Raw genomic sequence first — 25,155 nt, forward strand, 5'->3', positions numbered from 1 at the left:
GTCAGACGTCGAGGCCGTTGGCCTTGCGCACCTCGTCGACGATGCGGCCCATGATGTCGGTCATGCCGAAGTCCTTGGGCGTGAACACCGCAGCGATGCCCGACTCCTCGAGCCGGCGACCGTCGGAGTCGGGGATGATGCCGCCGACGATGAGCGGCACGTTCTCCACGCCTGCCTCGAGCAGACGCTTCTGGACGTCGGGCACGAGCTCCATGTGCGACCCGGACAGGATAGACAGGCCCACGACGTGGACGTCCTCGGCCACTGCGGCCGCGACGATCTGCTCCGGCGTGAGGCGGATGCCCTGGTAGATGACCTCGAAGCCCGCGTCGCGAGCCCGCACGGCGATCTGCTCGGCCCCGTTGGAGTGGCCGTCGAGTCCCGGCTTGCCGACCAGGAGACGCAGCCGGCTGCCCAGCTCCTCCCCTGTCTTGCGGACGCGCTCACGGACGGCGGTGAGCTCGGCACCGGCCTCGGCGACGCCCACGACGCCCGAGACACCCGTGGGGGCCCGGTACTCCCCGTAGACCTCGCGCAGGGCGCCGGCCCACTCGCCCACCGTGGCTCCGGCGCGCACGGCGTCGAGCGTGGCGGCCATGAGGTTCTGGTCGGTCTTGGCCTGCTCCTGCAGGGCTGCCAGGGCCGCATCGACGGCTGCCCGGTCCTGCTCGGAGCGCCACTTCTGGACGTCGGCGACGGCGTTGGCCTCGGCCTGCGGGTCCGCCACCATGATGGCGGCGTCGAGGTCCTCGGTGAGCGGCGACGGCTCGGTCTCGATGTAGCTGTTGACGCCCACGACCTTGATCTCGCCGGCCTCGATCTTGGCGCGGCGCTCGGCGTGCGAGCCCACCAGCTCGGACTTCATGTAGCCGGACTCGACGGCCGCGACCGCACCGCCCATGGCCTGGACGCGGTCGATCTCGGCCTTGGCGCCCTCGACGAGCTCGGCGACCTTGGCCTCGATGACGTGCGAGCCGTCGAAGATGTCCTCGTACTCGAGGAGGTCGGACTCGAACGCGAGCACCTGCTGCAGGCGCAGCGACCACTGCTGGTCCCAGGGCCGTGGGAGGCCGAGGGCCTCGTTCCACGCCGGGAGCTGGACTGCACGCGCCCGGGCACTCTTGCTGAGGGTGACGCCGAGCATCTCCAGCACGATGCGCTGGACGTTGTTCTCGGGCTGCGCCTCGGTGAGACCGAGCGAGTTCACCTGGACGCCGTAGCGCAGGCGGCGCATCTTGGGGTCCTGCACGCCGTAGCGCTCGCGGGTGATCTCCTCCCACAGCTGACCGAAGGCACGCATCTTGCACGTCTCCTCGATGAACCGGACGCCGGCGTTGACGAAGAAGGAGATGCGGCCGACGACCTTCTCGAAGTCCTCGTCGGCCACCTGGCCGGAGGCCTTGACCGAGTCGAGGACGGCGATGGCGGTGCTCAGCGCGAACGCCAGCTCCTGCGTGGGCGTGGCACCGGCCTCCTGCAGGTGGTAGCTGCAGATGTTGAGCGGGTTCCACTTGGGGATGTTGTTGACCGTGTACGCGATCATGTCGGTGGTGAGCCGCAGGGAGTGCTCGGGCGGGAACACGTACGTGCCGCGCGAGAGGTACTCCTTGATGATGTCGTTCTGCGTGGTGCCGGCCAGCTGAGCCGGGTCGACACCCTGCTCCTCCGCGGCCACCTGGTACATCGCGAGCAGCCACATGGCGGTCGCGTTGATGGTCATGGAGGTGTTCATCTCCGACAGCGGGATGTCCTGGAACAACCGGCGCATGGCCCCGAGGTGCGGGATGGGCACGCCCACCTTGCCGACCTCGCCGCGCGAGAGCACGTGGTCGGGGTCGTACCCCGTCTGCGTGGGCAGGTCGAAGGCGACGGACAGGCCGGTCTGGCCCTTGGCGAGGTTCTTGCGGTAGAGCGCATTGGACTCGGCGGCCGAGCTGTGGCCGGCGTACGTGCGCATCACCCAAGGCTTGTCGGGCGCAGACTTGTCAGGCATAGGGGCAGGTTACCGAACGGTTACGTCACACGGCACCAACTCCCGGGGAGGTACCGGTCACAAGGTGGCTAGGCTCGGCCCATGGTCAACCTCACGCGGATATACACGAAGACCGGCGACGACGGCACCACCAACCTGGTCGACATGTCGCGGACGTCCAAGAACGACCTGCGGCTCATCGCCTACGCCGACGTCGACGAGGCCAACAGCCAGATCGGCATGGCGATCTCCTTCGGGGAGCTCGACGACGAGGTCGTGGCCGTGCTGCGCCACATCCAGAACGACCTCTTCGACGTCGGCGCCGACCTCGGCGCTCCCGTGGTGGCCGAGCCGCCCTACCCGCAGCTCCGCGTGGAGCCCGACTACGTCAAGCGGCTCGAGGGCTGGTGCGACGACTTCAACGACCGCATCGAGAAGCTGCGCTCGTTCATCCTGCCGGGCGGAACCCGCTCGGCGTCGGCGCTTCACGTGGCCCGCACGGTGTCCCGACGGGCCGAGCGCTCCGCGTGGGCCGCGCTCGACGAGCACGGCGACACCATGAACGTGCTCACGGCCAAGTACCTCAACCGCCTGAGCGACCTGCTCTTCATCCTGGGCCGCTACGCCAACCGTGAGGCCGGCGACATCCTCTGGGTCCCCGGCGGCGAGCGCTGAGCCGAGGCCCTCGACGGGCTCGGGCGGTCCGCCCTGCCTGAGCCCGTCGAGGACCGGAGGTCGTGGACCTACTCCCAGTCGATGACCTGGACGACGACCTTGCCCGGCTTGTGCTGGGGCGCGGCGTCGGCGGCGCTGACCGAGAGCGGCAGGACCGCGACCACCGAGGCGACGGCTGCGACGACAAGACGTTTCATCATGATGCTTCTCCTCCGATGACAGCCCAGGGGGTGGCTGCAGTGCAGACCATCATCCTCGCCGTCCTCGAGACCGGTCAAGGGAGAGGAGGTTTCATTCAGACAACGGTGTTGACGCCGCGTCCGGGCGGGGAGGCCTCGAGCCAGGACAGCAGCCCGGTGAGCGAGTCGGGGCTGAGGGCGAGCTGCTGGACACCGCTGGGGTTCCGGGTCGTGACCACGAGGTGTCCGGCGTGCACGGCGTGGGCCTCAGGACCGTCGGGCAGTCGTCGGCCCTCCACCATCACCTCGCCACGCACGAAGCGGTACTTGGGCCGCAGCGTAAAGGAGAACGTGCGGTACCACTCCACGACCTCGCCGCGGTAGACCGCGAGACCCAGGGTCCAGCCCTGGGGGCCGTGCTCGGCGCGCCGGTTGATGCTGAGGTCGAACGACGCCGTCCCCCGCGCGATGTAGCGCCGACGGAACACGAGGGCCACGAGGGCGAGCGCCGTCATGATGACGACGAACGCGAGGAAGTCGACGAGCCACAGCCACCACGGCACTACTCGTCGCCTCCCTCGCGCACGGTCAGTCTGACGTCAGGATGCCTTCTGCGCTGCGAGCCGGGCCTCGGCCCGCAGCACACCCAGCTCGTCGCCGTCGGCCTGGGCCTGCTCGAGAGCAGACTGGGCCTGGGCGACATCGATCTCGTTGACCAGGGACGCGTCCTCGCTGAGGATCGAGACCCGGTTGTCGGCCACGGAGATGAAGCCCTCCTCGACGGCCGCGATGACGCGCCCCCCGTCGGTGGACTCGATCCGCACGATGCCGGGGACGAGGAGCGACAGCAGCGGCGCGTGGTCACGCAGGACGCCGATGTCACCCTCGGCGGTGCGCGCCGAGACCTCGGTGGCCTCGCCGGACCACACGACGCGGTCGGCGGCTACCAGCTCGACGCGCAGCGTCGCGGTGCTGTCCGAGGCCATCAGCTGTTCTTCTGGATCTCGGCCCACTTCTTGTCGACGTCGTCGAGACCGCCGCACATGAAGAAGGCCTGCTCGGCCACGTGGTCGTAGTCGCCGTCGGCGATCTTGGTGAAGGCCTCGATCGTGTCGGCCAGCGGGACCGTGGAGCCCTCGATGCCCGTGAACTGCTTGGCCACATAGGTGTTCTGGCTGAGGAAGCGCTGGATGCGACGGGCGCGCGAGACGATCGTCTTGTCCTCCTCGCTGAGCTCGTCGACACCGAGGATGGCGATGATGTCCTGGAGCTCCTTGTTGCGCTGCAGGATGCCCTTGACGCGGTTGGCCGTGTCGTAGTGCTCCTGGGTGATGTAGCGCGGGTCCAGGATGCGCGACGTGGACGTGAGCGGGTCGACGGCCGGGTAGATGCCCTGCGACGCGATCTCGCGGCTGAGCTCCGTGGTGGCGTCGAGGTGCGCGAACGTCGTGGCCGGGGCCGGGTCGGTGTAGTCGTCGGCGGGCACGTAGATGGCCTGCAGCGACGTGATCGAGTGACCACGCGTGGAGGTGATGCGCTCCTGGAGCACACCCATCTCGTCGGCCAGCGTCGGCTGGTAGCCCACGGCCGAGGGCACGCGGCCCAGCAGCGTGGAGACCTCGGAGCCGGCCTGCGTGAAGCGGAAGATGTTGTCGATGAAGAGCAGCACGTCCTGCTTCTGCACGTCGCGGAAGTACTCCGCCATCGTGAGGGCGGACAGGGCGACGCGCAGGCGCGCTCCCGGCGGCTCGTCCATCTGGCCGAAGACGAGGGCCACCTTGTCGAGGACCTCCGCCTCCTCCATCTCGGCGATGAGGTCGTTGCCCTCACGCGTGCGCTCGCCGACACCGGCGAACACGGAGACACCGTCGTGGTCCTTGGCGACACGGGCGATCATCTCCTGGATGAGCACCGTCTTGCCGACGCCGGCGCCGCCGAAGAGGCCGATCTTTCCGCCGAGCACGTAGGGCGTCAGGAGGTCGATGACCTTGATGCCGGTCTCGAACATCTCGGTCTTGGGCTCGAGCTGGTCGAACGCAGGAGCCTTGCGGTGGATGCCCCAACGCTCCTTGGGCTCGAAGGTCTCGCCCTCCTCGAGGTTCATCACGGTGCCGGTGGTGTTGAACACCTTGCCGAGCGTGATGTCGCCGACGGGGACCGTGATGGGCCCGCCCGTGTTGATGACCGTGGTGCCGCGGACGACGCCGTCGGTGGGGCGCAGGCTGATGGCGCGGACCAGGCCGTCACCGATGTGCTGCGCGACCTCGAGGGTCAGCGTCTCCTTGACGCCGGCGACCTCGGTCTCGACCTTGAGGGCCGCGTAGATCTCGGGCATCTGGTCCGCGGGGAACTCGATGTCCAGGACCGGGCCGATGACGCGGGCGACGCGGCCGTCGGCCGTCGTCTTCTCTTCTGCAGTGGCAGTCATGTTCTCTCAATCCTTCGCAGAGGAGTCGGCGAGCGCGTTCGCGCCACCGACGATTTCGCTGATCTCTTGGGTGATGCCGGCCTGGCGGGCCTGGTTGGCGATGCGGGTGTACTTCTCGATGAGGTCCTGCGCGTTGTCCGTCGCGGACTTCATGGCCTTCTGACGTGCGGCCAGCTCGGAGGCGGCCGCCTGCAGGAGGCAGAAGTAGATCCGGCTGTTGACGTACTTGGGCAGCAGCGCGTCGAGCACCTCGTGCGCCGACGGCTCGAACTCGTACAGCGGCAGGAGGTCGTCGCTGGACGGCGCCTCCGTGCCCTCGACGACCTCGAGCGGGAGCAGACGGATGACGTCGGGCTCCTGCGTCAGCATCGAGCGGAACTGCGTGAACACCACGTGCAGCTCGTCCGCGGCCAGGGCCGGGTCGATGGCGTCCTCGTCGGACTCCTGCGAGGCGAACGTCTTGGTGAGGGTCTCGCCGATCGTCCGTGCGTCGGAGTACTGCGGCTTGTCCGAGAAGCCCGTCCACGACGTGATGAACTCACGGCCACGGAAGTTGAAGTACCCCTCGGCCTTGCGGCCGGCGAGGTAGTAGTCGACCTCCTTGCCCTCGGCGCGGAGCTTCTCACCGAGACGCTCCGCCTCCTTGAGCACGCTGGAGGAGTAGGCCCCGGCCAGGCCGCGGTCGCCCGTGATGACGAGCACCGCAGCCTTCTTGGGGTTCTCCTTCTCCGTCGTGAGCGGGTGCTCCACGTTGGAGAACGTGGCCACCGCCGAGACGGCGCGCGTCAGCTCGCGCGCGTAAGGCGCAGCAGCAGCGGCGTGCTGCTGGGCCTTGATGATGCGCGAGGCAGCGATCAGCTCCATGGCGCGCGTGATCTTCTTGGTCGCCTGAGTCGACCTGATCTTGGCGCGGAGCTCGCGTACCGAAGCGGCCATGGATCAGGACCGCTTCTGCTTGACGATCTGCTCCTGGTCGACGTCGGCGTCGTCCAGGGCCTCGTGCTCCTCGTGGCCGGCCTTGATGCTGCCGCCCTCGCTGGTCTCGAACTGGTCCGTGAAGGACTCGTACGCCGACTCGAGCGCCTGGGCGCTGTCGTCGTCGAACTTGCCCGACTCACGGATGGCGTCCAGGACACCGCCGTGGGAGCGCTTGACGTAGTCGATGAACTCGGACTCGAACCGGCTGACGTCCTGCACCGGCACGGTGTCGAGCTTGCCCTCCTTGGCCGCCCAGAGCGACACGACCTGCAGCTCCATCGAGAAGGGCCGGTACTGGCCCTGCTTGAAGAGCTCCATGATGCGCTGGCCACGGGCGAGCTGGGCCTTGGAGGCAGCGTCGAGGTCGGAGGCGAACATGGCGAACGCCTCCATGGCGCGGTACTGCGCCAGCTCGACCTTGAGCGAGCCGGTGACGGCCTTCATGGCCTTGGTCATGGCGGCGCCACCGACGCGCGAGACCGAGATGCCGACGTCGACCGCGGGGCGCTGGTTGGCGTTGAAGAGGTCGGACTGCAGGAAGATCTGGCCGTCGGTGATGGAGATGACGTTGGTCGGGATGTAGGCCGACACGTCGTTGGCCTTGGTCTCGATGATCGGCAGACCGGTCATGGAGCCCGCACCCAGCTCGTCGCTGAGCTTGGCGCAGCGCTCGAGCAGACGCGAGTGGAGGTAGAAGACGTCGCCCGGGTAGGCCTCGCGGCCCGGCGGACGGCGCAGCAGCAGCGACACGGCGCGGTACGCCTCGGCCTGCTTGGAGAGGTCGTCGAAGATCACCAGGACGTGCTTGCCCTGGTACATCCAGTGCTGACCGATGGCCGAGCCCGTGTACGGGGCCAGGTACTTGTAGCCGGCGGAGTCGGAGGCAGGAGCCGCGACGATCGTCGTGTACTCGAGCGCGCCGGCCTCCTCGAGGGCGCCGCGCACCGAGGCGATCGTGGAGCCCTTCTGACCGATGCCGACGTAGATGCAGCGCACCTGCTTGGTCGGGTCACCCGTCTCCCAGAACTCCTTCTGGTTGATGATCGTGTCGATCGCGATGGCCGTCTTGCCGGTCTGGCGGTCACCGATGATGAGCTGACGCTGGCCGCGGCCGATGGGCGTGAGCGAGTCGATGGCCTTGATGCCGGTCATGAGCGGCTCGTGGACCGACTTGCGCTCCATGACGTTGGGGGCCTGGAGCTCGAGGGCACGACGGCCGTCGGTCTCGAGGTCGCCGAGCCCGTCGATGGGCTTGCCGAGCGGGTCGACGACGCGGCCGAGGTAGCCGTCGCCGACGGGGACCGAGAGAACCTCGCCCGTGCGACGGACGGTCTGGCCCTCCTCGATGCCGGCGAAGTCACCGAGGATGACGACGCCGATCTCGCGGACGTCGAGGTTCAGCGCGAGGCCGAGCGTGCCGTCCTCGAACTCGAGGAGCTCGTTGGCCATCGCCGAGGGCAGACCCTCGACGTGCGCGATGCCGTCGGAGGCGTCGGTGACGTGACCGACCTCCTCGGTCTTGCTCGCGGAGGGCGAGTAGTCGGCGACGAACTGCTGCAGCGCGTCGCGGATGTCGTCCGGACGGATGGAGAGTTCCGTCATGTGGGTGCCTGCCTTCTCTACGGGATGGTCGTGATGCTTCAGCCTGCGAGCTGCCGGCGGGCTGCTTCGAGGCGACTGGACATGGTGCCGTCGACGACCTCGGCTCCGACGGAGACAGCGATGCCTCCGACGACCTCGGGGTCGACGATGATGTTGAGGTGGACGTCGCGGCCGTACTTGGCCTTGAGCGCCGCGGCGAGACGCGTCTTCTCGTCGTCACCCAGCTCGTAGGCGACACGGGCGACGGCGACGGAGCGCTGTCCCTGCTCCGCCACGACCTGGCCGAACGAGGCCAGCACACGCTCGAACGAGCCGAGCCGGGCCGACGCGGCCTGCTGCACGAGGGCGAGCGTCTCCGCGGAGAGCTTGCCCTCGAAGATGCGTCCGAGCAGCGTGACCTTGGGCTCGGTGGGGATGGAACGGTCGCTCACGACCGCCCGGAGCTCGGGGTCCGAGGCGACGATCTCGCCGGCCTCGAAGAGCTGGGTCTCGACGTCGTCGGCACCCTTCCCCGCGGCCTTGACGAACGCGACCACGCCGGCGGTCTCGATGCCGTCGGGCAGGTCGCGCCCGGCCGCCCAGCGACCGGCGACGGCCGCCTTGACGACCTCGAGCGCACCGGCCGAGACCTTGCCACCGAAGACGGACTCGGCGAGCTTGACCTTGGCGTCGGACTCGGTGGACGGATCGGTGAGGACCCGGCGCAGGGCCGGGGCGGAGTCGAGGATGGAGACGACGCCGAAGAGGCCCCGCCCGGTCTCGGCGGAGTCGCCCTGTGCGGCGGAGACCGCCGACAGGACGTCCTCGAGCGAACGGGCGGAGATGCCTCGGAGCTGGCTCGACATCAGTTGGCCGACCCCTCGAGCTCGGCGATGAACCGCTCGACGGTGCGCTTCTGACGCGCCTCGTCCTCGAGGGACTCACCCACGATGCGTCCGGCGAGGTCGGTCGCCAGGCTTCCGACCTCGGACTTCAGCTGGGCGAGCACCTGCGAGCGCTCGGCCTCCACCTGCGCGTGCGCGGTGGAGGTGATGCGCTCGGCCTCGGCCTGGGCCTGGGCCCGGAGCTCGACGATGATCTGCGCGCCCTGCTCCTTGGCCTCCTCGCGGATCTGCGCCGCCTCGTGGCGGGCCTCCGCGAGCTGCGCCGTGTACTTCTCCAGCGCCGCCTGTGCTTCCTTCTGAGCCTGCTGAGCGTCCTCGATGCCACCTTCGATGGCAGCGGTCCGCTCGGCGTAGGCCTTCTCGAAGGCAGGGACGACGAACTTGCGCACCAGGAGGAACAGGATGCCCAGCACCACGAGGGCCAGGACGATCTCTGGCCACTCCGGGATGAGGGGGTTGTGCTCCTCCTCCTCGGCTGCTGCTGCGAGTAGCAACGCGCTCATCGCTTAACTCCTTCGAGTCGATCAGTTGTAGCCGAAGACGAATGCCAGGGCGAGGGAGATGATGAAGAACTGCTCGGCGAGGACGAAGCCGAAGATCGCGATGCCCTGGAGGCGGCTCTGGGCCTCGGGCTGACGGGCGACGCCCGTGACGTAGGCGGCGAAGATGAGGCCGACGGCGATGGCCGGGCCGATCGCTGCCAGTCCGAGTCCAACAGTTGCGATGGAACCTTCCATGACGGTTCTTTCCTTTCCTGGTGACGCGACTGCGTCATTAGCGGGAGCTGAGGTGGAGGTGAGGGATCAGTGCTCGTCGGAGATCGCGGTGCCGATGTACATCGCGGTCAGCAGCGTGAAGACGTACGCCTGGAGGAACATGATCAGCATGTCGAGGAAGCTCACGCCGATCCCGATCACGAAGGAGAGGATCCCGGCCGGGATCCCGACGGCGGAGTTCGCGTAGTCGGTGACGAGGTACGCGGCACCGAGCGAGAAGAGCAGGATGAGGAGGTGCCCGGCGAACATCGTGGCGAAGAGTCGCAGCGCCAGCGTGAAGGGGCGCACGATGATGTTGGAGAGGAACTCCAGCGGGACCAGGGCGATGAGGATGGGGCCCTTGGCGCCGGCCGGCACGGTCTGGTGCTTGAGGTAGCCGAACACGCCGTGCTGGGCGATGCCCGCGATGTTGTAGATCAGCCACGTCACCAGGGCGAGAGCCACCGGGAAGGCGAACTTGGACATCGAGGGGAACTGGATCCCGGGGAAGACACCGTAGAAGTTGTTGATGAGGACGAAGAGGAAGACCGAGAAGAGGTACGGGACGTACTTGGCGTAGTCCTTGCTCCCGATGTTGTCGCGCGCGATGCCGTTGCGGACGAAGTCGTAGACGAGCTCACCGGCGAACTGCAGACGACTCGGGACGACGGCCGACTTGCGAGCCATGGCGTACACGAGGCCGAAGGCGATGACCGCGGAGAGCGTCAGGAAGATCTCGGGCTTGTTGACCTCCCAGCCACCGATCGAGAACGCCGGCGGCAGGAGGAAGCTGCCGGGTCCCGGCTCCGGCGGGCCGGAGGCGGCTGCGAGCGTGGAGGCGAGTGTCACGTGTCACCTTCGGGTTATGGCGCGGTCGCGCGACCTTGAGTCGCGATCCGGGCGTACGGCCAGCGTCATCGTTCTGCGAGCGGAGGGGCGGTGGGAGCCTCCCTGCCGTTCGCGACGAGATTATCAGGCACGGCTCATGGCTTGTTACCCAGGTCATAGATCGGTGTGCGGTCCTTGCGGAAGGCAACCACCTGCGCGGCGGTCCACACCAGGGACACCGCGATGGCGGTCAGTCCGAGGGTCCTGCGGTCCACCTGACCGGCCGCTCCCCCGACATCGAAGAGCACCACGAGCAGCCCCACGACCGCCACCGCCTTGAGGAAGAAGAACCCCAGCGCGGAGGCCGGGGACAGCATGGTGCTGGCCTCGACGGCAGGGGTCAGGAGCAGCGGCGTGGACCCGAGGAACGCGACGACCACGACCCCTCCCACGAGGGCACCGAGGAGTCCGTCGCGGCCCTCGAGGAGGGCGCCGAGCACGGCGCCCACGGCGGTCACGGCAGCAGCACCGAGCAACGCGATCCGCATCAGCTCCACACCTTCTTCTCGAGTCGGGGCAGCACGAACACGGCGGCCACCGTGAGGGCTGCGAGGACGGCGAACCCGGCGAAGGACTGCCATCCGCTGAACAGGCTCACCACGACGCTGCCGAAGGCCACGAGACCGGCCGTGGCGTACATGAGCAGCACCGCGCGGCGGTGCGAGTGACCGATCTCGAGGAGCCGGTGGTGGATGTGCATCTTGTCGGGGCTGAACGGCGAGCGTCCGGCGCGCGTGCGGCGCACCACGGCGAGGCCCAGGTCCACGAAGGGGACCATCAGGATGGCGAACGGCAGGAAGAGGGGCAGGAGCGCAGGCAGGAAGCTCACCGACGAGCCGCCCACCCCTTCGGAGATCGTGGTGGCGGGGAACTGGCCGGTGAGGCTGATGGACGAGCACGCCAGGACGCAGCCGATGAGCATGGAGCCCGAGTCGCCGATGAACATCCGCGCCGGGAAGAAGTTGTGCGGCAGGATCCCGATGCAGGCGCCGGCCAGCGCGGCGGTGACCAGGGCGGCACCGACCGCGCGCGCCTCGCCGTTCACGACCGCGAGCACGAAGGCGAACGAGAAGAACGCGACGGCGCCGATGGCCACCATGCCGGCGGCCAGACCGTCGAGACCGTCGACGAAGTTGACCGCGTTGGCGGTGCCGACGATGAGCAGGACGGTCAGGATGATCGCCTGCGCGTCGTCGAGCCCCAGGAAGTTGTTGTAGAGCGGGAGGTAGAGGAACTGCAGGCCCATGGCGACGACCACGAGACCGGCGAGGACCTGCCCGGCGAACTTGCTGAGCGCGTCGAGCTCGAAGAGGTCGTCGACCACCCCCACGAGGCAGATGACGGCGCCGCCCACGATGACGGCCCGGGCGTCGCCGAACACGGCGTCCTCCGCCTGGGACAGGAAGGGCAGGTGGGTCGCCACGAGGTAGGCCGACACGAGGCCACCCAGCATGGCCGGCCCGCCGAAGTACGGCGTGGGGATGGAGTGGACGTCGCGGTCGCGCACGCGGGCGACCGCGCCGAAGCGGGACGCGAGCATGCGCGCGATGGACGCGAGGAGGTACGTGACGCCCAGCGCCACGCCGAAGACCACCAGGTACTCACGCACCGGGCGTGCCTCCGTCACCCGGGACGGGCTCGACGGTGTTGTTGAAGCGGTGGAGCGTGGCCAGGTCGACCGGACCGGCGCGCAGGACGCGCGGCACGGCACCGGTGACGTCGAGGATCGTGGAGGCCACTCCCCCGAGGCTGGGTCCGCCGTCGAGGTACACCGCGACCGACTCGCCGAGCATGCGCTCCGCGTCGTCGACCGTGGTGGCCGCCGGCTCACCCGTGCGGTTGGCGCTGCTCACCGCGAGCGGACCGCTCTGGCGCAGGAGCGCGAGCGTCCGGGCGTCGTCGGGCATGCGCACTGCCACGGTCTGGTGGGTCTCGCCGAGGTCCCACACGAGGGACGGCTGTTGACGCGCCAGCACCGTGAGTGGCCCGGGCCAGAGCTCCTCGGTGAGGGCGCGCAGCCACGACGGGACCTCCTCGAGGAGGGCGTCGAGCGTCCCGGCCGCTCCGATGAGGACAGGCGGCGGCATCTGGCGGGTCCGGCCCTTCGCGTCGAGGAGACGCTGGACCGCCTCGGGCGAGAAGGCGTCGGCCGCGAGCCCGTAGACGGTGTCGGTGGGCACCACGGCGAGCCTGCCGTCGGCGAGAGCCTCCTGAGCGGCGTCGAGCCCGGCCTGGAGCTGGGCGTCGTCGGAGCAGTCGAATCTCACCGGGTCAGCGTAGCCGCCTCCCTCCGTGGCCCGGGCTACCAGACCTTGTGGATCACGAACGCGATCGCGAGGAACTGGATCGTGCGACCGAGGAACACCATGAGCTGGAAGAGCCAGTGCGGCTGCTTGGACAACGCGGCCAGGACCGTCACGACCGCGAGCGGTGGCACGCTCAGGAGCGACGACGCGAAGACCGTCGCTGCCCCCAGGTACGGACGGTCGAGCAGCCCGAGGAGCTGGTCGCCGACCTTACGGACCCAGGCGCCGAAGCGGGTCCGCGGCTCGCGCCGGTCGACCTTGCTGCTCACGCGCCGCGACCCGCGCCGCACGAGCTCGAACACGATGGCCTTGCCGATCGACGTGCCGATCGTGAGCGCGAGGATCGAGAGGATCAGGAGGTCCGTGGGGACGGTGGCCGCCATGCCGACGACGTAGACCTCGGCGTTGAGGAAGATCGGCAGGAGTGCCGACCCGACGCCGAAGGCGAAGGACGCGCCCAGCAGCGCGATGTCTCCACCCATGGCCGTCACACTATCCACGCTCTCGCGGGCACCCGCCATCAGGACCGTGACGTCGGCCACGGGGGGTCACCGCAGGTTCACGTCGTCCACGAGCCAGCGCCCGTCGCGCCGGACCATGTCCATCTCCACGCGGCTGTCCTGCTTCATCTGCTTGCCGGTGGCTCCCTGCGTGACCGTCTGGTCGACGAAGAGCAGGACCGTCACGTGGTCGTCGTCGCGGGCCGAGGCCGACGCGGCCACCACGTCGCCCTGGGCGCTGGCCTTGACCTTCGTGACGACCTTCTTCAACGGCGCGTTGGCCCGGGCGTACTCCTCGGCGAACGCCGGCGTCGCCCCGGCCTCCGCCCAGGCGACGTCGCGCTCGTAGGTGCTGGGGGTGTAGGTGGTGATCTGGACGGCCCGCTGGCGCGCGACCTTGGACGCCTCCCGCTCGGCCGCCTCCTGTCCCCCGGTGCCCACGAGACGCCACGTGAGCACGGCGACCAGAAGCAGCGCGATCCCGAGCAGCACGGCGAGCACCTGCACGAGACGACGCCGCGGGTCCCGCTGGAGGCGCAGCTGCGCGGGCCGGACCTCGGGCGCGCTCATCGTGGCTCCGGGAGCGGCGCGTTGACGGAGCCTCGCTGCTGGCCGTCGAACGAGGCCGGGCAGCCCCGCCCGTCGACGAGCGGTGAGCGCTCGGGGTCGGTGGGAAGGGGCGAGCCCGCCCCGTAGCTGCACACGTCGCCGTTGGAGATGAGCATCGACGTCTGGAGACGGCCGTCCTTGACGGCCTCGGAGAAGCGGTTGAAGCCGAGCGGGAAGACCCGCAGGAACTCGCGGAACGCCGCGTCGCGAGGAGTCACGATGTCGGTGAACCGGATCATCTGCGCCAGCACCGGCGGCAGGTCGCGGGCGACGAGCGCCGTGAAGGAGCGCAGCTCGTCGACCTGGCTCGGCAGGGCGTCCACGTGCTGCTCGAGCCGAGGGTCGTAGTCCTTGAGCCAGGCGGTGAGGCTCTTGGCCGACGTCGTGAAGGTCCGCAGGTCGTCACCCACCTCGACCCCCGTCCTGAGCACCGTGCGGCCGTTGGTGAGCAGCCGCTCGGTCTGGGGCCACATGCGGTCGAGCGACTCCACGATGGACGACGCCGAGGTGATGACGGTCGCCAGGTCGTCGGGGTCCTCGAACGTCGTGCGGAGCTCGCGCAACGTGGTGCGCAGGTCGTCGTCGTCGATGTCGGACATGAGCCTGTCCACGGAGCGGACGGTCTCTGCGACCGTGGTGGGCGAGGACGTCCGCGCCCGGGTGATGGTGGAGCCGTCACCGAGGAAGGGACCCTTCTGCGTCGACGGCTGGAGGTCCAGGAACTGCTCCCCGGCCGGTGACAGGGTCCGCACCACCGCTGCCGCGGAGGCCGGCACGTCCGTGGACGGCTCGATGCTCAGCCGGGCCTCCACACCGTCGGCGACCTGGTCGATGCGCTCGACCCGACCGATCTTGACCCCCCGGTACGTGACGTTGGACCCCGCGAAGAGGCCGCCGGTCTGCTTCATCTGCACCGTCACCTGGTGGGGCCGGCTGCCGACGGAGCCGCCGAGGACCGAGGTGTACAGGTGGACCGAGATGAGCACGAGCACGGCGATGAGCGCGAAGGCTCCCGTGCGGTGGCGCAGCGGCAGAGGTCGGCTCATCGTCCTCCTCCGAGCAGTCCGCCGAGCCCGAGGTCGAGACCCGTGCCCTGGCCGTCAGGGTCCTCGGCACCGCCGGTGAGATCGGGCAGATCGAGCGAGGGCAGCCCGGTCAGCCCGCCGCCGTCGTCGCCCGGGGCGTCGGGCGTGAGGTCGGGAGTGTCGATCCGTGGCAGGCCGGGATCGCCGAGGAGCGGAAGGTTGGGCACGCCGATCGACACCTCGGTCTGGAAGTACAGGTACGTGTTGAGGTACTCCGCGGGAACGGCCTCGTCGATGAGCTTGGCGAAGCCGATCACGGTCTGGAGACCCGGGCGCAGCTCCTTCTCGACCGTGTTGAGCTCCTCGAAGATGGGTCCGGTCTGGGACAGCATCGATCGCAGGTCGTCGCCGCTGCGCTCGACGACGTCGACGACCGTCGTGCCGAGGGAGTCGATGCCCTTCAGCAGTGCAGCGAGCTCGTCGGTGTTCTCCCGCAGGACCTTGGCCGCGGGACGGACGTCGCGCAGCGCGGCGACCACGACGTCCTTGCGTCGGTCGAGGACCTTGGAGACCCGGGCCAGCGCGTCGAGCGCCGCCGAGATGTCGTCGTCGCTGTCGTTGAGCGACTTCGCCGTGGCCGCGAGGCGGCGCAGCGCGTCGCGGGCCGTGCCCTCACGACCGCCCAGCACGGCGTTGGCCTCCTCGACGATCGTCTCGATCTGGCCGAGTCCTCCGCCGTTGACGAGCATCGAGGCCGCCGACATGGTGTCCTCGATCGTCGGGGCCACACTCGTCCGGTCCCGACCCAGCACGTCGCCGTCGGACAGGGCGGCCGACGTGGTCGAGCTCTCGTCGGGCGCATCGACCTGGACGAAGAGCTCGCCGAGCGGGGTGGTGGAGCGCAGCCGCGCCGTGGACCCGACCGGCAGCCTCCGGGCGCGCTCGATGTCCATCTGCACGCGAGCCGTGAAGTCCTTCACCGTGATCGACCGGACGCGTCCGATCGGCACGCCGTTCATCTTGACCGCGGCGCCGTCGGCGAGGTTGAGGGCGTCGGTGAACTCGGCGGTGAGGCGGTACGCGTCGCCCTGCACACGGCTGCCGGGCAGGGGCAGGTCCTGCGCGGACGTGGAGCACCCGGCCAGCGACCCGACGGCGAGGGCGGCGGTCGACACCAGGACCGCGACGGTCAGCCTCGAGCGCCTCACTGGTCCCTCACTCCCGCCAGGGTGCTCAGCAGGTCCCACACCGGCAGGTCGGCCAGGTCGGCGCACGCCTCCACCTTGACCGCCTCGCACAGCTGCAGGGCGGCCTCCTTGCCGGGGACGAGCGAGATGGGCCGCGTGCGGAACGCCAGACGGTCGTTCTCGTCGATCGCCCGCACGAGGTTCTGCAGCATGAGCGGTCCGTGGTCGAGCAGCCCCTCGAGCTGCTGCTGGTGGTCGTTGAGCTCGGTGGCGAGCGACACGAAGTCCTTCAGCTGGCCGTCGACCCGGCCCTGGTGCTTGCTCACGAAGGCGGCCACCTCCTTCACCATGGCGGCGAGCGCGTCGAACGTGGCTCCCACCGCCTCCTTCTGGTCGTCGAGCATCGTCGTGGCCGACGCCACCTGCTGGGTGAAGCGTCGGACGAGGGCGTCGTGCTCCGCGAGCGTCGTGGTGAGCGTGTCGAGGTCGTCGACGGTGCCCTCCACCTCGCCCAGGTTGTCGTCCACGGTGCCCAGCACCGTGGCCAGGTCCGAGAGACCGTCGCGCATCGACGCGCCGTTGCCGTCGAGCGTCCTGGCTGTGGCCGCGAGGAGACGGCCGAGCGGACCCTCGCCCCGCTTGCCTCCCGCGTCGGCCGAGCCGGCGAGGGCGTCCGAGACCTGGCGCAGCGACGCGAGCAGCCCGTCGAACTCGACGGGGGTCGCGGTCTTCTCCAGCGGGAGGACGGCGCCGTCGGCGAGCTGCTCACCACCGTCGTACACGGGGGTCAGCTCGACGTAGCGGTCGGTGGCGACGGACCGCGAGACCACGGCGGCGCCGACGTCGGCGGGAAGCTTCACGTCGGGGTCGTCGACGCGCAGGCTGACCCGCACGTGGTTGCCGGACGGCGTGATGTCGGTGACCTCCCCCACGCGGACGCCGAGCACCCCGACGTCGTTGCCCTCGAAGAGCCCGGCAGCGTCCTTGAGCTCGACCGTCAGGGTGCGGGCGTCCCCTCCCGCGAGGGGCCCGACGCCGCACCCCGCGACGCCGGAGGCCACGGCGATGGCAGCGGCGAGGGCCACGGCCAGTCGGCGTCCCACCGTCACGCGCCGGCTCATCGGGCGCACCCGGGCTTCACGGTGCACGTCACGTTGTCGTTGATGGCGACGGGCACGAAGAGGTCGAGCCACGGTCCGTTGCCGCTCGCGTTGGCGACGTAGCGGCTCATGGTGGAGAGGCCGTCGAGCGCCGAGGTGACGTCCGTCTTGGACTTCTCGAGCGAGTCCAGGGCGGTGGTGAGGTTCTTCATGAGCGGGTCGATGTCGGTGGCGGTGTCCCGGAGGATGCCCGAGACCTGGACCGCGAGCCGGCGGCTGTCGGTGAGCATGGCCTCGATCGCGTCGCGCCGCTGGGTGAGCTCGGCGAGCACGAGGGTGGAGCTCCCGAGCAGGTCGATGATGCGGTCGCGGTTCTTGACCAGGCCCCCCGTGACGTCGTGCGTGGCGCGCAGGAGCGCAGCCAGCTGGTCGGACCGCTGGGCCGCCACGCGCGACAGCTGGGCCACGCCCTTGACCGCGGCTCGCGTCTCGTCGGAGGACTGGCCGAGGACGTCGGCGACGACGTCCATGGAGCTGGCCAGCTTCTTCTCGTCGAGCTCGTCGAGCGCGCCGCTCGTGCCGTCGATCACGTCCTGCAGGTTGTACGGGACGCTCGTGCGCGAGAGGACCACGGTGGCGTCGGGCAGCTCGCCCACGCCCTTCGGTGCGACGTCGAGAAAGTGCGTGCCGAGCAGGGTGGCCACCTTGACGGCCACCGTGGTGGAACGCCCGAGGCGGACGTCGGAGTCGAGCGTGAACCGGACGTCGACGTGACGGCCCGCGAGCCTCACGCCGGTGACCTCGCCCACCCCGACACCGGCGATCTGCACCTCCTCGCCCACGCGCAGCCCCGCAGTGTGCTCCAGCTGCGCGGTGTAGGTGGACTTGCCGAAGGACGCGACGCTGAGGACGAGCACGACGAGACCCAGGGCCAGGAGTCCCACGAGACCGAGCAGCCCGGCGCGGCGGTTGGTGACGACCTTCATCGGCACACCTCCGAGTAGGGGCCGTTGGTGGGGCCGACGTTGATGAGCTGCGAGCCGACCTCGATGCCGAGGTTGCAGATGTACATGTTGAGCCAGGTGCCGTACGACATGGGCCGCGCGAAGGCACCGGTGGCCACCGGCACGGCCTCGAACATCGCGGTGAGGAGGTCGCTGTTGCGCGCGAACATCCCGGTGGTCCGGCGCAGGGCCTTCACGGTGCGCGCGACGTCGGGCCGCGTCTGCTCCACGAGGTCCGCCGTCGCCCTGGACAGCTCCGAGACGCCGTCGATGGACCCACCGATCGTCTTTCGCTCGTCGGCGAGTCCCTTCATGAGGGCTCGGAGCTCTCCGACGGTGGCCGTGAAGTCGTCCTCACGGTCGGCGAGCGTGGTGAGGACCGGGGTCAGGTGGTCGAGCACCTCACCGATCACCTCGTCCTTGCCCGCCAGGCTGCTGGTGAGCTCGGCGGTCTCGGCCATGAGGGACTCGACCGTGCCGCCCTCGCCCTGGAGCACCTTGACCAACGAGGTGGAGAGCTGGTTGACCTGGTCGGGCTTGAGCGTGGCGAACAGCGGCTCGAAGCCGTTGAGCAGTGCCGTGAGGTCGAACCCGGGGCTCGTCCGCGACGCCGGGACGAGGGAGTTCGAGGCCAGACGGGTGCCGCGCTCACGGCCCGGGGTCAGCGCGAGGTACCGCTGACCCAGGAGGTTCTGGTAGCGCACGACCATGCCGGTGGTGTCCGTGAGCGGCTGAGCCTGCCCCACCACGAAGGTGACCCGGGCGCGCGTGTCGTCGACGAGCTCGATCTTCTCGACGCGCCCCACGCGCACGCCTGCGGCGCGGACGTCGTCGCCGGCACGCAGCCCCGCCACGGTGGTGAAGTCGGCCCGGTACGTGGTCTGTCCACCCGGGGTGGAGTTGGTCATGGTGTTGTAGAGCACCACGAGCACGAGCAGGCAGGCCACCGAGAACGCGACGAGCTTGACCGCCGTGATCTGCAGCGCGTACTGCCGGGACAGACCCCGGTTCGACGACGCCGGACTCATCGCGACCCCTTCTCGAGGAAGGGCCGGGCCAGGAGCTCGCCCACGCCGTTGGACCCGCCGTCGCGCGCTGACTCGAGGTCGTCGAGGACGCTCCGCAGCTCGGCGACGAGCGCGGCGTCCCCGGCCGCCTCGGCGCGCGGGGCGGCTCCGGTTCCCGCCGGCGCGCCGGCGCCGCAGTTGGGACCGGCCGCGGAGCCGTAGCGGGGGCAGTCCGCAGCCGTGTACGGCGCGTCGTCGCCGGTCTTGATGAACACGTTCGTGGACATGTAGGAGCCGTCGTCGAACGTGGTGGCCTGCTTGGCCGCGAACCGCGTGAAGGCCAGGAGGCTCGCCGGGAAGCCCTTGCGCTCCTCGAACATCGTGTTCACCACGAAGGCTGACTGGTCGACGGCCTTCACGAAGGGCTCCTGCAGGGTGGTGGCGGCGGCCCCGGCCTCCCCCACGAGGTCGGCGCTGCCACCGATGAGTCGCGTCAGCTGCTGGCGTTCCGCCGTGATGGTGCGGGCGGTCACCAGCGCGTCCTTCGTGGCGTCGAGGAGGTCGGGCGCGACGTCGGCGAGGGTGTCGAGGTTGCGCGCCAGGAGTCGCAGGTCCTCGCGCACCAGCGGCAGGCGCGGCTGGAGCCGGGCCAGGTAGGAGTCGACGGCCTCGAGGGTGGAGCCGAGCTGCTCTCCTCGTCCGTCGAGCGCCTGCGCCAGAGCACCGAGCGTGGTGGAGAGCTCGGCCGGCCGGACGGAGGTGAGGAGCCGGTCGGTGCTGTCGAGGGCGTCCTGCAGCTCGACCGTCCGGGACGTGGTGTCCTGGGCGATGACCTGTCCGGCCCGCAGCGTGCCCGCGCCGTCGGCGCCCGTGCGGACCAGGTCGACGTAGGTGGTGCCGAAGACGGAGGCGGGCAGGACCCGGGCGCGCAGCGATCCACTGATGGCGTCGGCCTGGTCGCTCTTCACCCGTAGGTCGAGCCGGACTCCGCCGTCGGCCGCGCCGATCCGGGCCACCCGGCCCACCACGTTGCCGTCGACCTTGACGTCGGACCCGGGGACGAGCGCGCCGCCGACGTCGTCGAGCTGGGCGTGGACGGTGACGTCGTCGGAGAACGCGCCCCGCCCCGTGGCCACGAGCAGGGCGCCACCAAGCGCGAGCACGAGGAGCAGCACGATGCCGCGGCGGACGAGGACACCGCGCGACGCGAGGTCGCGGTCGATGAGGGAGGCGTCGATCACGTGGTCACCCCGAGATCCTGACGCCGGGATCGGCACCCCAGAAGAGCAGCGTCATGACCATGTCGAGCAGGACGACCACGACGATGCTGGCCCGGATCGCCCGCCCCGTGGCCTCGCCCACGCCCTGCGCGCCGCCGGAGGCCGTGAAGCCGAACCAGCAGTGGATGAGGGTGACGGCCGCGGCGAAGACGAGGATCTTGACGACGGACAGCAGGATGTCGCCGAGGGAGATGAAGGTCGAGAAGTAGTGCAGGTACGTGCCGTCGGGCTGTCCGAAGATGAACGTGACGGAGAGCTGCGTCGCGAGGTAGGAGCCGGCCAGGCCGATCAAGTACAGCGGCAGGATCGCGAGCATGGAGGCGATGAGACGCGTGGTGACGAGGTAGTGCAGCGGCGTGACCGACATGACGCTCAGGGCGTCGACCTCCTCGTGGACCCGCATGGAGCCCAGCTGGGCCGTGAAGCGGCAGCCGACCTGCGCTGCCAGGGCGAGTGCGGCGATGAGCGGTGCGAGCTCGCGCGTGTTCACGACCGCCGAGACGAACCCGGTGAGCGGCGAGAGACCGATGGCCTCGAGGCCGTTGAAGCCCTCGATGCCGAGGGACGTGCCGGCCGAGAGGGACAGCAGGATCATGACGCCGATGGTCCCGCCGCCCACGAGCAGGGCCCCGGTGCCCCAGCTGATGTCGGAGAGGATGCGGAAGGTCTCGAGGCGGTAGTCGCGCAGGGTGCGAGGGATCCCGGTGACCACGCGACGGACGAACGTGGCCTGCGCGCCGACGAGCGCCAGACCGTTCGAGACGGCCTCGGACAGACGCGTCACCGGGCTGACGGTGCTCATGCGATCCTCTGCGGCACGAGCATGACGTAGGTCTGGGTGATGGCGACGTTGACGACGGCCAGCGCGATGACGCTCAGGACGACGCTCGCGTTGACGGCGTCGGCCACACCCTTCGGACCGCCTCGCGCAGCCAGCCCCTTCTGGCAGGCGACGATCGTGGCGATGAAGCCGAAGATGGCCGCCTTGGCCTCGGCCAGCAGCAGGTCGGTGGGCTGCGCGAAGGAGATGAACGAGCCGAGGTACGCCCCCGAGCTGACCTTGCCCGTCCCGACGTTGAGGGCATAGCCCGTGAGCATGGCCGTGACGGCGACGACCACGTTGAGCAGGAGGCCCACCGAGACGGCTGCGGCCATGCGGGGAGCCACGAGGCGCTGCACCGGGTTGAGGCCCATGACCTTCATGGCGTCGACCTCCTCGCGCACCGTCTGGGAACCCATCTGCGCGCACAGGGCCGATCCCACGGCTCCTGCCATGAGCAGCGACGTGACGAGCGGAGCACCTTGGCGGAGCACGCCGATCCCGTTGACGGCCCCGGTGAACGACACCGCGCCGATCTGCTGGGCCACGGCGCCGACCTGGATGGCCACGATGACGCCGAACGGGATGGCCACGAGCACGGTGGGCAGGAAGGCGACGCGCACCATGAACCAGGCCTGCTCGATGTACTCGCGCCAGGAGAAGCGACTTCTGACCACGTCGGTGACAGCGAACCGCAGCGACCCGGCACCGATGAGGATCATCTCGCCGAAGGTGTCGAGCGCCTCGTCGGCCTTGGAGCGCGCGGACGACGCCATGCGCCACGGCGAGATCGTCGTCATGCTGCTCCCTGGGTCGTGGCCAGAATTCCTACCACCCGGTAGGATCTGATCCGGACGAACGTACGAAACTTCCCTGCCGATGTCAACGAGGAGGTGTGGCTTACGTCACGCATCGATCCGCTGCACGCCGGCGGCGCCGAGGGAACCGGCCGCCCCCGGGCAGCCCACCTCGGCCCCGAGGCCCGCCGCCCCCTCGTGCTCGACGCCGCGCTCCAGGTGTGGAACGACCTCGGGGCCGCGGGCGTGACCATGGCCGCCGTCGCGGAGCAGGCCCAGGTGAGCAAGCCCGTGCTCTACGAGTGCTTCGAGAGCAAGGACGCCGTGCTGCTCGCCCTGCTGGAGCGGGAGGAGCGCCGGCTGCTGCGCTCGGCGCTCGGGTCCCTGCCGGAGTCCGTCGACCCCGACGACCCGCGGCGCGACGTCGCCCGCGCCTACCGGTCCTTCTTCGACGCCGTCTCGCTCCACCCGCTCTCGTGGCGGGTCGTGTTCGACGCCCAGCAGGCCGCCACGAGCGGCGTGCCGAGCGTGGTGGGGCGCCGCTACCGTGCTGCGCGCGCCCAGGTGGTGAGCCAGGTGGCGGTGCTGCTCGAGGTGGCCGAGCTGGCGCCCTCCTTCCACGGACCGGCGGAGCTGGCCGTGGTGGCCGAGCACGCCGTCTCGCTCGCCGAGCGCAACGGCTGGGTGCTGCTGCAGGACGACCACGACTGGCAGGCGGACACGTTGGCCGACCTCGTCGCGCGCATCCTGCTCAGCGGGCTGTCGGGCCCGACGCCCGCCTGAGCGTCAGGGCCGACGCGCGGTGACGAACCGCGGGCGGTCGGCGAGATCGCGGTGGTCGCGCACGTCGAGCCAGCGCCCGGCGAAGACGGCCGGCGCGGACTCGCCCTGGGCGTCGGCGTGCTCGGCGCCCACGACGCCACCCGGCTTGAGCAGCCGCCAGGCGGCGCGCTCGAGGGCGCGCATCGCATCGAGACCGTCGTCACCCGACCAGAGCGCGAGCGCCGGGTCGTGGTCGCGGGCCTCGACGGCCACGCTCTCCCACGCGTCGAGCGGGATGTACGGCGGGTTGCACACCACGACGTCGACGGTGCCGTCGAGGTCGGCGAACGCCTCGAAGGCATCGCCGAGGCGCAGGTCGACGCCCGTGCCCAGGAGGTTGCGCTCGGCCCAGCCGTGCGCGACCTCGTCGAGCTCCACGGCGTGCACGCTGGCGTGCGGGACCTCATCGACCACGGAGAGCGCGATGGCGCCGGATCCCGTGCAGAGGTCGAGGACGACGGCGCCCCGGCCGCTCTCGCGGGCGGCGTCGATGGCCCAGCCGGCGAGAAGCTCGGTCTCCGGACGGGGCACGAAGACGCCCGTGCCCACCTCGAGGTCGACGTAGCGGAACGCCGCCTGACCCGTGAGGTGCTGCAGCGGGAAGCGTCGGGCCCGGGCGTCGACGAGCTCGAGGTAGGCGGTGCGGTGCTCCTCCGTGGGACGGGCGCGCTGGACCAGCAGGGCGCGCGGCACCCCCGTGACGTGCGAGAGCAGCAGCTCGGCGTCGACCCGGGGCGAGGCGACCCCGGCCTCGGTGAGCGTCTGCGTGGCCGACTCCAGGAGGCGCTCGGCCAAGGAGCGGACGCGACCCGTCACGAGGGCTGCTCGAGCGACTCGAGGCGATGGGCGAGGTCGGCCTGGACGAGCGAGCTGATGACGTCGTCGAGGGCGCCGTCCATCACGGCGTCGAGGTTGTACGCCTTGAAGCCGGTGCGGTGGTCGGAGATGCGGTTCTCCGGGAAGTTGTAGGTGCGGACGCGCTCGGAGCGGTCCATGGTGCGGACCTGCGAGCGGCGGGCGTCGGACGCCTCGGCGTCGGCAGCGGCCTGGGCGGCCTCGAGCAGGCGAGATCGGAGGATCCGCATGGCCTGGTCCTTGTTCTGCAGCTGGCTCTTCTCGTTCTGGCAGCTCACCACGATGCCGGTGGGCAGGTGCGTGATCCGCACGGCCGAGTCGGTGGTGTTGACGCTCTGGCCGCCAGGGCCGGACGAGCGGAAGACGTCGATGCGCAGGTCGTTGTCGTGGATCTCGACGTCGACGTCCTCGGCCTCGGGGAGCACCAGGACCCCGGCGGCCGACGTGTGGATGCGCCCTTGCGACTCCGTGACGGGCACGCGCTGCACACGGTGCACACCGCCCTCGAACTTGAGGAGCGCGTAGGGCGTCTGCCCGGGCTCGGGGGTCCCCTTGGCGGCCACACCGACCGTGACGGACTTGAACCCGCCGAGAGCGGACTCGGTGGAGTCGAGGATCTCGGTGCGCCAGCCGTGCTGCTCCGCGAAGCGGCTGTACATGCGGTAGAGGTCGCCGGCGAAGAGGGCCGACTCCTCCCCGCCCTCGCCGCCCTTGATCTCGAGGATGACGTCCTTGTCGTCGGCGGGGTCGCGGGGCACGAGGAGGTGCTCGAGGCGCTCGGCGAGCTCGGGGACGCGGCGCTCGAGCTCGGTCACCTCGTCGTCGAGCTCCAGCTCCTTGGCCGCCTCGAGGTCGTCCTGCGCGTGCTGCCAGTCACGGTACGTCTTGATGACGGCGTTGAGCTCGTTGTACCGACGGCCCACGCGGCGCGCCTGGGCGGCGTCGGCGTGCAGGGCCGGGTCGGCCATGCGCTGCTCCAGCTCGGCGTGCTCGACGACGAGCGACTCGACGGCCTCGAACATCGGGCACCTCCCAGGACGCGTGCGGACGGGCAGAGACGACGACGCCGACCCAGCCCCTGACGGGGCGGGTCGGCGTCGTGGCGGCAGCTACTTCTTGCCGTAGCGCTTCTCGAACCGGGCCACGCGGCCGCCGGTGTCGAGGATCTTCTGCTTGCCGGTGTAGAACGGGTGGCACGCGGAGCAGACGTCGGCGCGGAGGCTGCCCTCGGTGGCCGTGCTGCGCGTGGTGAACGAGTTGCCGCACGTGCAGGTGACCTGCGTCTCGACGTACTCGGGGTGGATGCCTTGCTTCATGAGCTGTCCTCTCGTGCGGTGCTGGGTCGGCGCGCGGCGCGCTCCCGTGAACCAGGACCAAGGGATGATTCTGCCAGGTGGCATCCGTCTCAACCAAATCCACCCCTCCCCCATTCCCGGTTTACCACGGGGTCTGGGCAAACCTGACGCCCCACGGACTCCCGCC

General features: G+C 70.0%; 29 protein-coding genes. 2 read left to right on the top strand and 27 right to left on the bottom strand.

Annotated elements, in window-relative coordinates; all coding sequences use genetic code 11:
* Position 1: 1 nt before the first annotated feature.
* Positions 2-1,993, bottom strand: a complete 1,992-nt coding sequence (locus ASD11_RS09065) for a protein meaA (protein ID WP_056286114.1) — start codon at positions 1,991-1,993, stop codon at positions 2-4.
* A gap of 81 nt (positions 1,994-2,074) precedes the next feature.
* On the opposite strand from ASD11_RS09065, the gene ASD11_RS09070 reads away from it, so the two are divergent.
* A complete protein-coding gene (locus ASD11_RS09070; protein WP_056286116.1) occupies positions 2,075-2,647 on the top strand; it encodes a cob(I)yrinic acid a,c-diamide adenosyltransferase in 573 nt (190 codons plus the stop codon).
* A 68-nt stretch (positions 2,648-2,715) separates the two neighbouring features.
* Here ASD11_RS09070 and ASD11_RS18810 read toward each other — a convergent pair whose 3' ends face one another.
* The 23 genes from ASD11_RS18810 to ASD11_RS09180 all read right to left on the bottom strand — a co-directional run bounded on the left by ASD11_RS18810 (position 2,716) and on the right by ASD11_RS09180 (position 21,999).
* A complete protein-coding gene (locus ASD11_RS18810) occupies positions 2,716-2,847 on the bottom strand; it encodes a hypothetical protein (protein WP_268750699.1) in 132 nt (43 codons plus the stop codon).
* Positions 2,848-2,942: 95 nt separating this feature from the next.
* Positions 2,943-3,389 carry a DUF2550 domain-containing protein gene (locus ASD11_RS09075; protein WP_056286119.1) on the bottom strand — a complete coding sequence of 149 codons (447 nt, stop codon included), beginning with the start codon at positions 3,387-3,389 and terminating at the stop codon, positions 2,943-2,945.
* 36 nt (positions 3,390-3,425) lie between these two features.
* Positions 3,426-3,812, bottom strand: a complete 387-nt coding sequence (locus ASD11_RS09080; protein WP_056286122.1) for a F0F1 ATP synthase subunit epsilon — start codon at positions 3,810-3,812, stop codon at positions 3,426-3,428.
* Positions 3,812-5,254 carry a F0F1 ATP synthase subunit beta gene (gene atpD / locus ASD11_RS09085; RefSeq protein WP_056286125.1) on the bottom strand — a complete coding sequence of 481 codons (1,443 nt, stop codon included), beginning with the start codon at positions 5,252-5,254 and terminating at the stop codon, positions 3,812-3,814. The genes ASD11_RS09080 and atpD overlap by 1 nt, the downstream gene beginning before the upstream one ends.
* 6 nt (positions 5,255-5,260) lie before the next feature.
* Entirely contained in the window at positions 5,261-6,190 is a 930-nt protein-coding gene (locus ASD11_RS09090; protein ID WP_056286129.1) for a F0F1 ATP synthase subunit gamma, read from the bottom strand.
* A 3-nt stretch (positions 6,191-6,193) separates the two neighbouring features.
* Positions 6,194-7,834 (bottom strand): F0F1 ATP synthase subunit alpha, encoded by a 1,641-nt coding sequence (gene atpA, locus ASD11_RS09095; RefSeq protein ID WP_056286133.1) that lies wholly within the window; start codon positions 7,832-7,834, stop codon positions 6,194-6,196.
* Positions 7,835-7,872: 38 nt separating this feature from the next.
* Positions 7,873-8,679: a F0F1 ATP synthase subunit delta gene (locus ASD11_RS09100; RefSeq protein WP_056286135.1), complete on the bottom strand. Its 807-nt coding sequence runs from the start codon at positions 8,677-8,679 to the stop codon at positions 7,873-7,875.
* On the bottom strand, positions 8,679-9,221 hold the full coding sequence (locus ASD11_RS09105) for a F0F1 ATP synthase subunit B (protein WP_056286138.1): 543 nt from the start codon (positions 9,219-9,221) through the stop codon (positions 8,679-8,681). The genes ASD11_RS09100 and ASD11_RS09105 overlap by 1 nt, the downstream gene beginning before the upstream one ends.
* A gap of 21 nt (positions 9,222-9,242) precedes the next feature.
* Positions 9,243-9,455 carry an ATP synthase F0 subunit C gene (locus ASD11_RS09110; RefSeq protein WP_056286140.1) on the bottom strand — a complete coding sequence of 71 codons (213 nt, stop codon included), beginning with the start codon at positions 9,453-9,455 and terminating at the stop codon, positions 9,243-9,245.
* Between the two features lie 66 nt (positions 9,456-9,521).
* Positions 9,522-10,322 carry a F0F1 ATP synthase subunit A gene (gene atpB, locus ASD11_RS09115; RefSeq protein WP_056286144.1) on the bottom strand — a complete coding sequence of 267 codons (801 nt, stop codon included), beginning with the start codon at positions 10,320-10,322 and terminating at the stop codon, positions 9,522-9,524.
* 134 nt (positions 10,323-10,456) lie between these two features.
* A complete protein-coding gene (locus ASD11_RS09120; RefSeq protein WP_156464654.1) occupies positions 10,457-10,849 on the bottom strand; it encodes a hypothetical protein in 393 nt (130 codons plus the stop codon).
* The gene (locus tag ASD11_RS09125) at positions 10,849-11,970 is read right to left on the bottom strand and encodes a glycosyltransferase family 4 protein (RefSeq protein WP_056288647.1); all 1,122 of its coding nucleotides are present in this window, start codon (positions 11,968-11,970) and stop codon (positions 10,849-10,851) included. The genes ASD11_RS09120 and ASD11_RS09125 overlap by 1 nt, the downstream gene beginning before the upstream one ends.
* On the bottom strand, positions 11,963-12,628 hold the full coding sequence (locus ASD11_RS09130) for an L-threonylcarbamoyladenylate synthase (protein ID WP_056286150.1): 666 nt from the start codon (positions 12,626-12,628) through the stop codon (positions 11,963-11,965). The genes ASD11_RS09125 and ASD11_RS09130 overlap by 8 nt, the downstream gene beginning before the upstream one ends.
* Positions 12,629-12,663: 35 nt before the next feature.
* Positions 12,664-13,209 (bottom strand): VTT domain-containing protein, encoded by a 546-nt coding sequence (locus ASD11_RS09135; protein ID WP_056286153.1) that lies wholly within the window; start codon positions 13,207-13,209, stop codon positions 12,664-12,666.
* A gap of 6 nt (positions 13,210-13,215) precedes the next feature.
* Positions 13,216-13,737, bottom strand: a complete 522-nt coding sequence (locus ASD11_RS09140) for a hypothetical protein (protein WP_056286155.1) — start codon at positions 13,735-13,737, stop codon at positions 13,216-13,218.
* Positions 13,734-14,822, bottom strand: coding sequence for an MCE family protein (locus tag ASD11_RS09145; RefSeq protein WP_056286158.1), 1,089 nt, complete (start codon positions 14,820-14,822; stop codon positions 13,734-13,736). The genes ASD11_RS09140 and ASD11_RS09145 overlap by 4 nt, the downstream gene beginning before the upstream one ends.
* A complete protein-coding gene (locus ASD11_RS09150) occupies positions 14,819-16,009 on the bottom strand; it encodes an MCE family protein (protein ID WP_056286159.1) in 1,191 nt (396 codons plus the stop codon). Before ASD11_RS09150 ends, ASD11_RS09145 begins: the two co-directional genes overlap by 4 nt.
* Positions 16,006-17,097, bottom strand: a complete 1,092-nt coding sequence (locus tag ASD11_RS09155) for an MCE family protein (RefSeq protein WP_056286161.1) — start codon at positions 17,095-17,097, stop codon at positions 16,006-16,008. The genes ASD11_RS09150 and ASD11_RS09155 overlap by 4 nt, the downstream gene beginning before the upstream one ends.
* Before the next feature lie 8 nt (positions 17,098-17,105).
* The gene (locus ASD11_RS09160) at positions 17,106-18,074 is read right to left on the bottom strand and encodes an MCE family protein (RefSeq protein ID WP_056286163.1); all 969 of its coding nucleotides are present in this window, start codon (positions 18,072-18,074) and stop codon (positions 17,106-17,108) included.
* Complete coding sequence (locus tag ASD11_RS09165; protein ID WP_056286166.1) at positions 18,071-19,120, bottom strand: MCE family protein; 1,050 nt, start codon at positions 19,118-19,120, stop codon at positions 18,071-18,073. Before ASD11_RS09165 ends, ASD11_RS09160 begins: the two co-directional genes overlap by 4 nt.
* Complete coding sequence (locus ASD11_RS09170; RefSeq protein ID WP_056286167.1) at positions 19,117-20,340, bottom strand: MCE family protein; 1,224 nt, start codon at positions 20,338-20,340, stop codon at positions 19,117-19,119. Before ASD11_RS09170 ends, ASD11_RS09165 begins: the two co-directional genes overlap by 4 nt.
* Positions 20,341-20,344: 4 nt before the next feature.
* Positions 20,345-21,181, bottom strand: a complete 837-nt coding sequence (locus ASD11_RS09175) for an MlaE family ABC transporter permease (protein ID WP_056286170.1) — start codon at positions 21,179-21,181, stop codon at positions 20,345-20,347.
* The gene (locus tag ASD11_RS09180) at positions 21,178-21,999 is read right to left on the bottom strand and encodes an MlaE family ABC transporter permease (RefSeq protein ID WP_056286172.1); all 822 of its coding nucleotides are present in this window, start codon (positions 21,997-21,999) and stop codon (positions 21,178-21,180) included. The genes ASD11_RS09175 and ASD11_RS09180 overlap by 4 nt, the downstream gene beginning before the upstream one ends.
* A 93-nt stretch (positions 22,000-22,092) precedes the next feature.
* Here ASD11_RS09180 and ASD11_RS09185 point away from each other — a divergent pair, with 93 nt between their 5' ends.
* Positions 22,093-22,779, top strand: coding sequence for a TetR/AcrR family transcriptional regulator (locus ASD11_RS09185; RefSeq protein ID WP_056286174.1), 687 nt, complete (start codon positions 22,093-22,095; stop codon positions 22,777-22,779).
* Between the two features lie 3 nt (positions 22,780-22,782).
* Here the strand turns inward: ASD11_RS09185 and prmC are convergent, their stop codons facing one another.
* The 3 genes from prmC to rpmE form a co-directional block, all read right to left on the bottom strand.
* A complete protein-coding gene (gene prmC / locus ASD11_RS09190; RefSeq protein ID WP_235503281.1) occupies positions 22,783-23,634 on the bottom strand; it encodes a peptide chain release factor N(5)-glutamine methyltransferase in 852 nt (283 codons plus the stop codon).
* Positions 23,631-24,695, bottom strand: a complete 1,065-nt coding sequence (gene prfA / locus ASD11_RS09195; RefSeq protein ID WP_056286176.1) for a peptide chain release factor 1 — start codon at positions 24,693-24,695, stop codon at positions 23,631-23,633. Before prfA ends, prmC begins: the two co-directional genes overlap by 4 nt.
* An 87-nt stretch (positions 24,696-24,782) precedes the next feature.
* Complete coding sequence (rpmE, locus tag ASD11_RS09200) at positions 24,783-24,989, bottom strand: 50S ribosomal protein L31 (RefSeq protein ID WP_056286178.1); 207 nt, start codon at positions 24,987-24,989, stop codon at positions 24,783-24,785.
* Positions 24,990-25,155: the final 166 nt, after the last annotated feature.

Source organism: Aeromicrobium sp. Root495 (genome assembly GCF_001426755.1).
Classification (GTDB): domain Bacteria; phylum Actinomycetota; class Actinomycetes; order Propionibacteriales; family Nocardioidaceae; genus Aeromicrobium.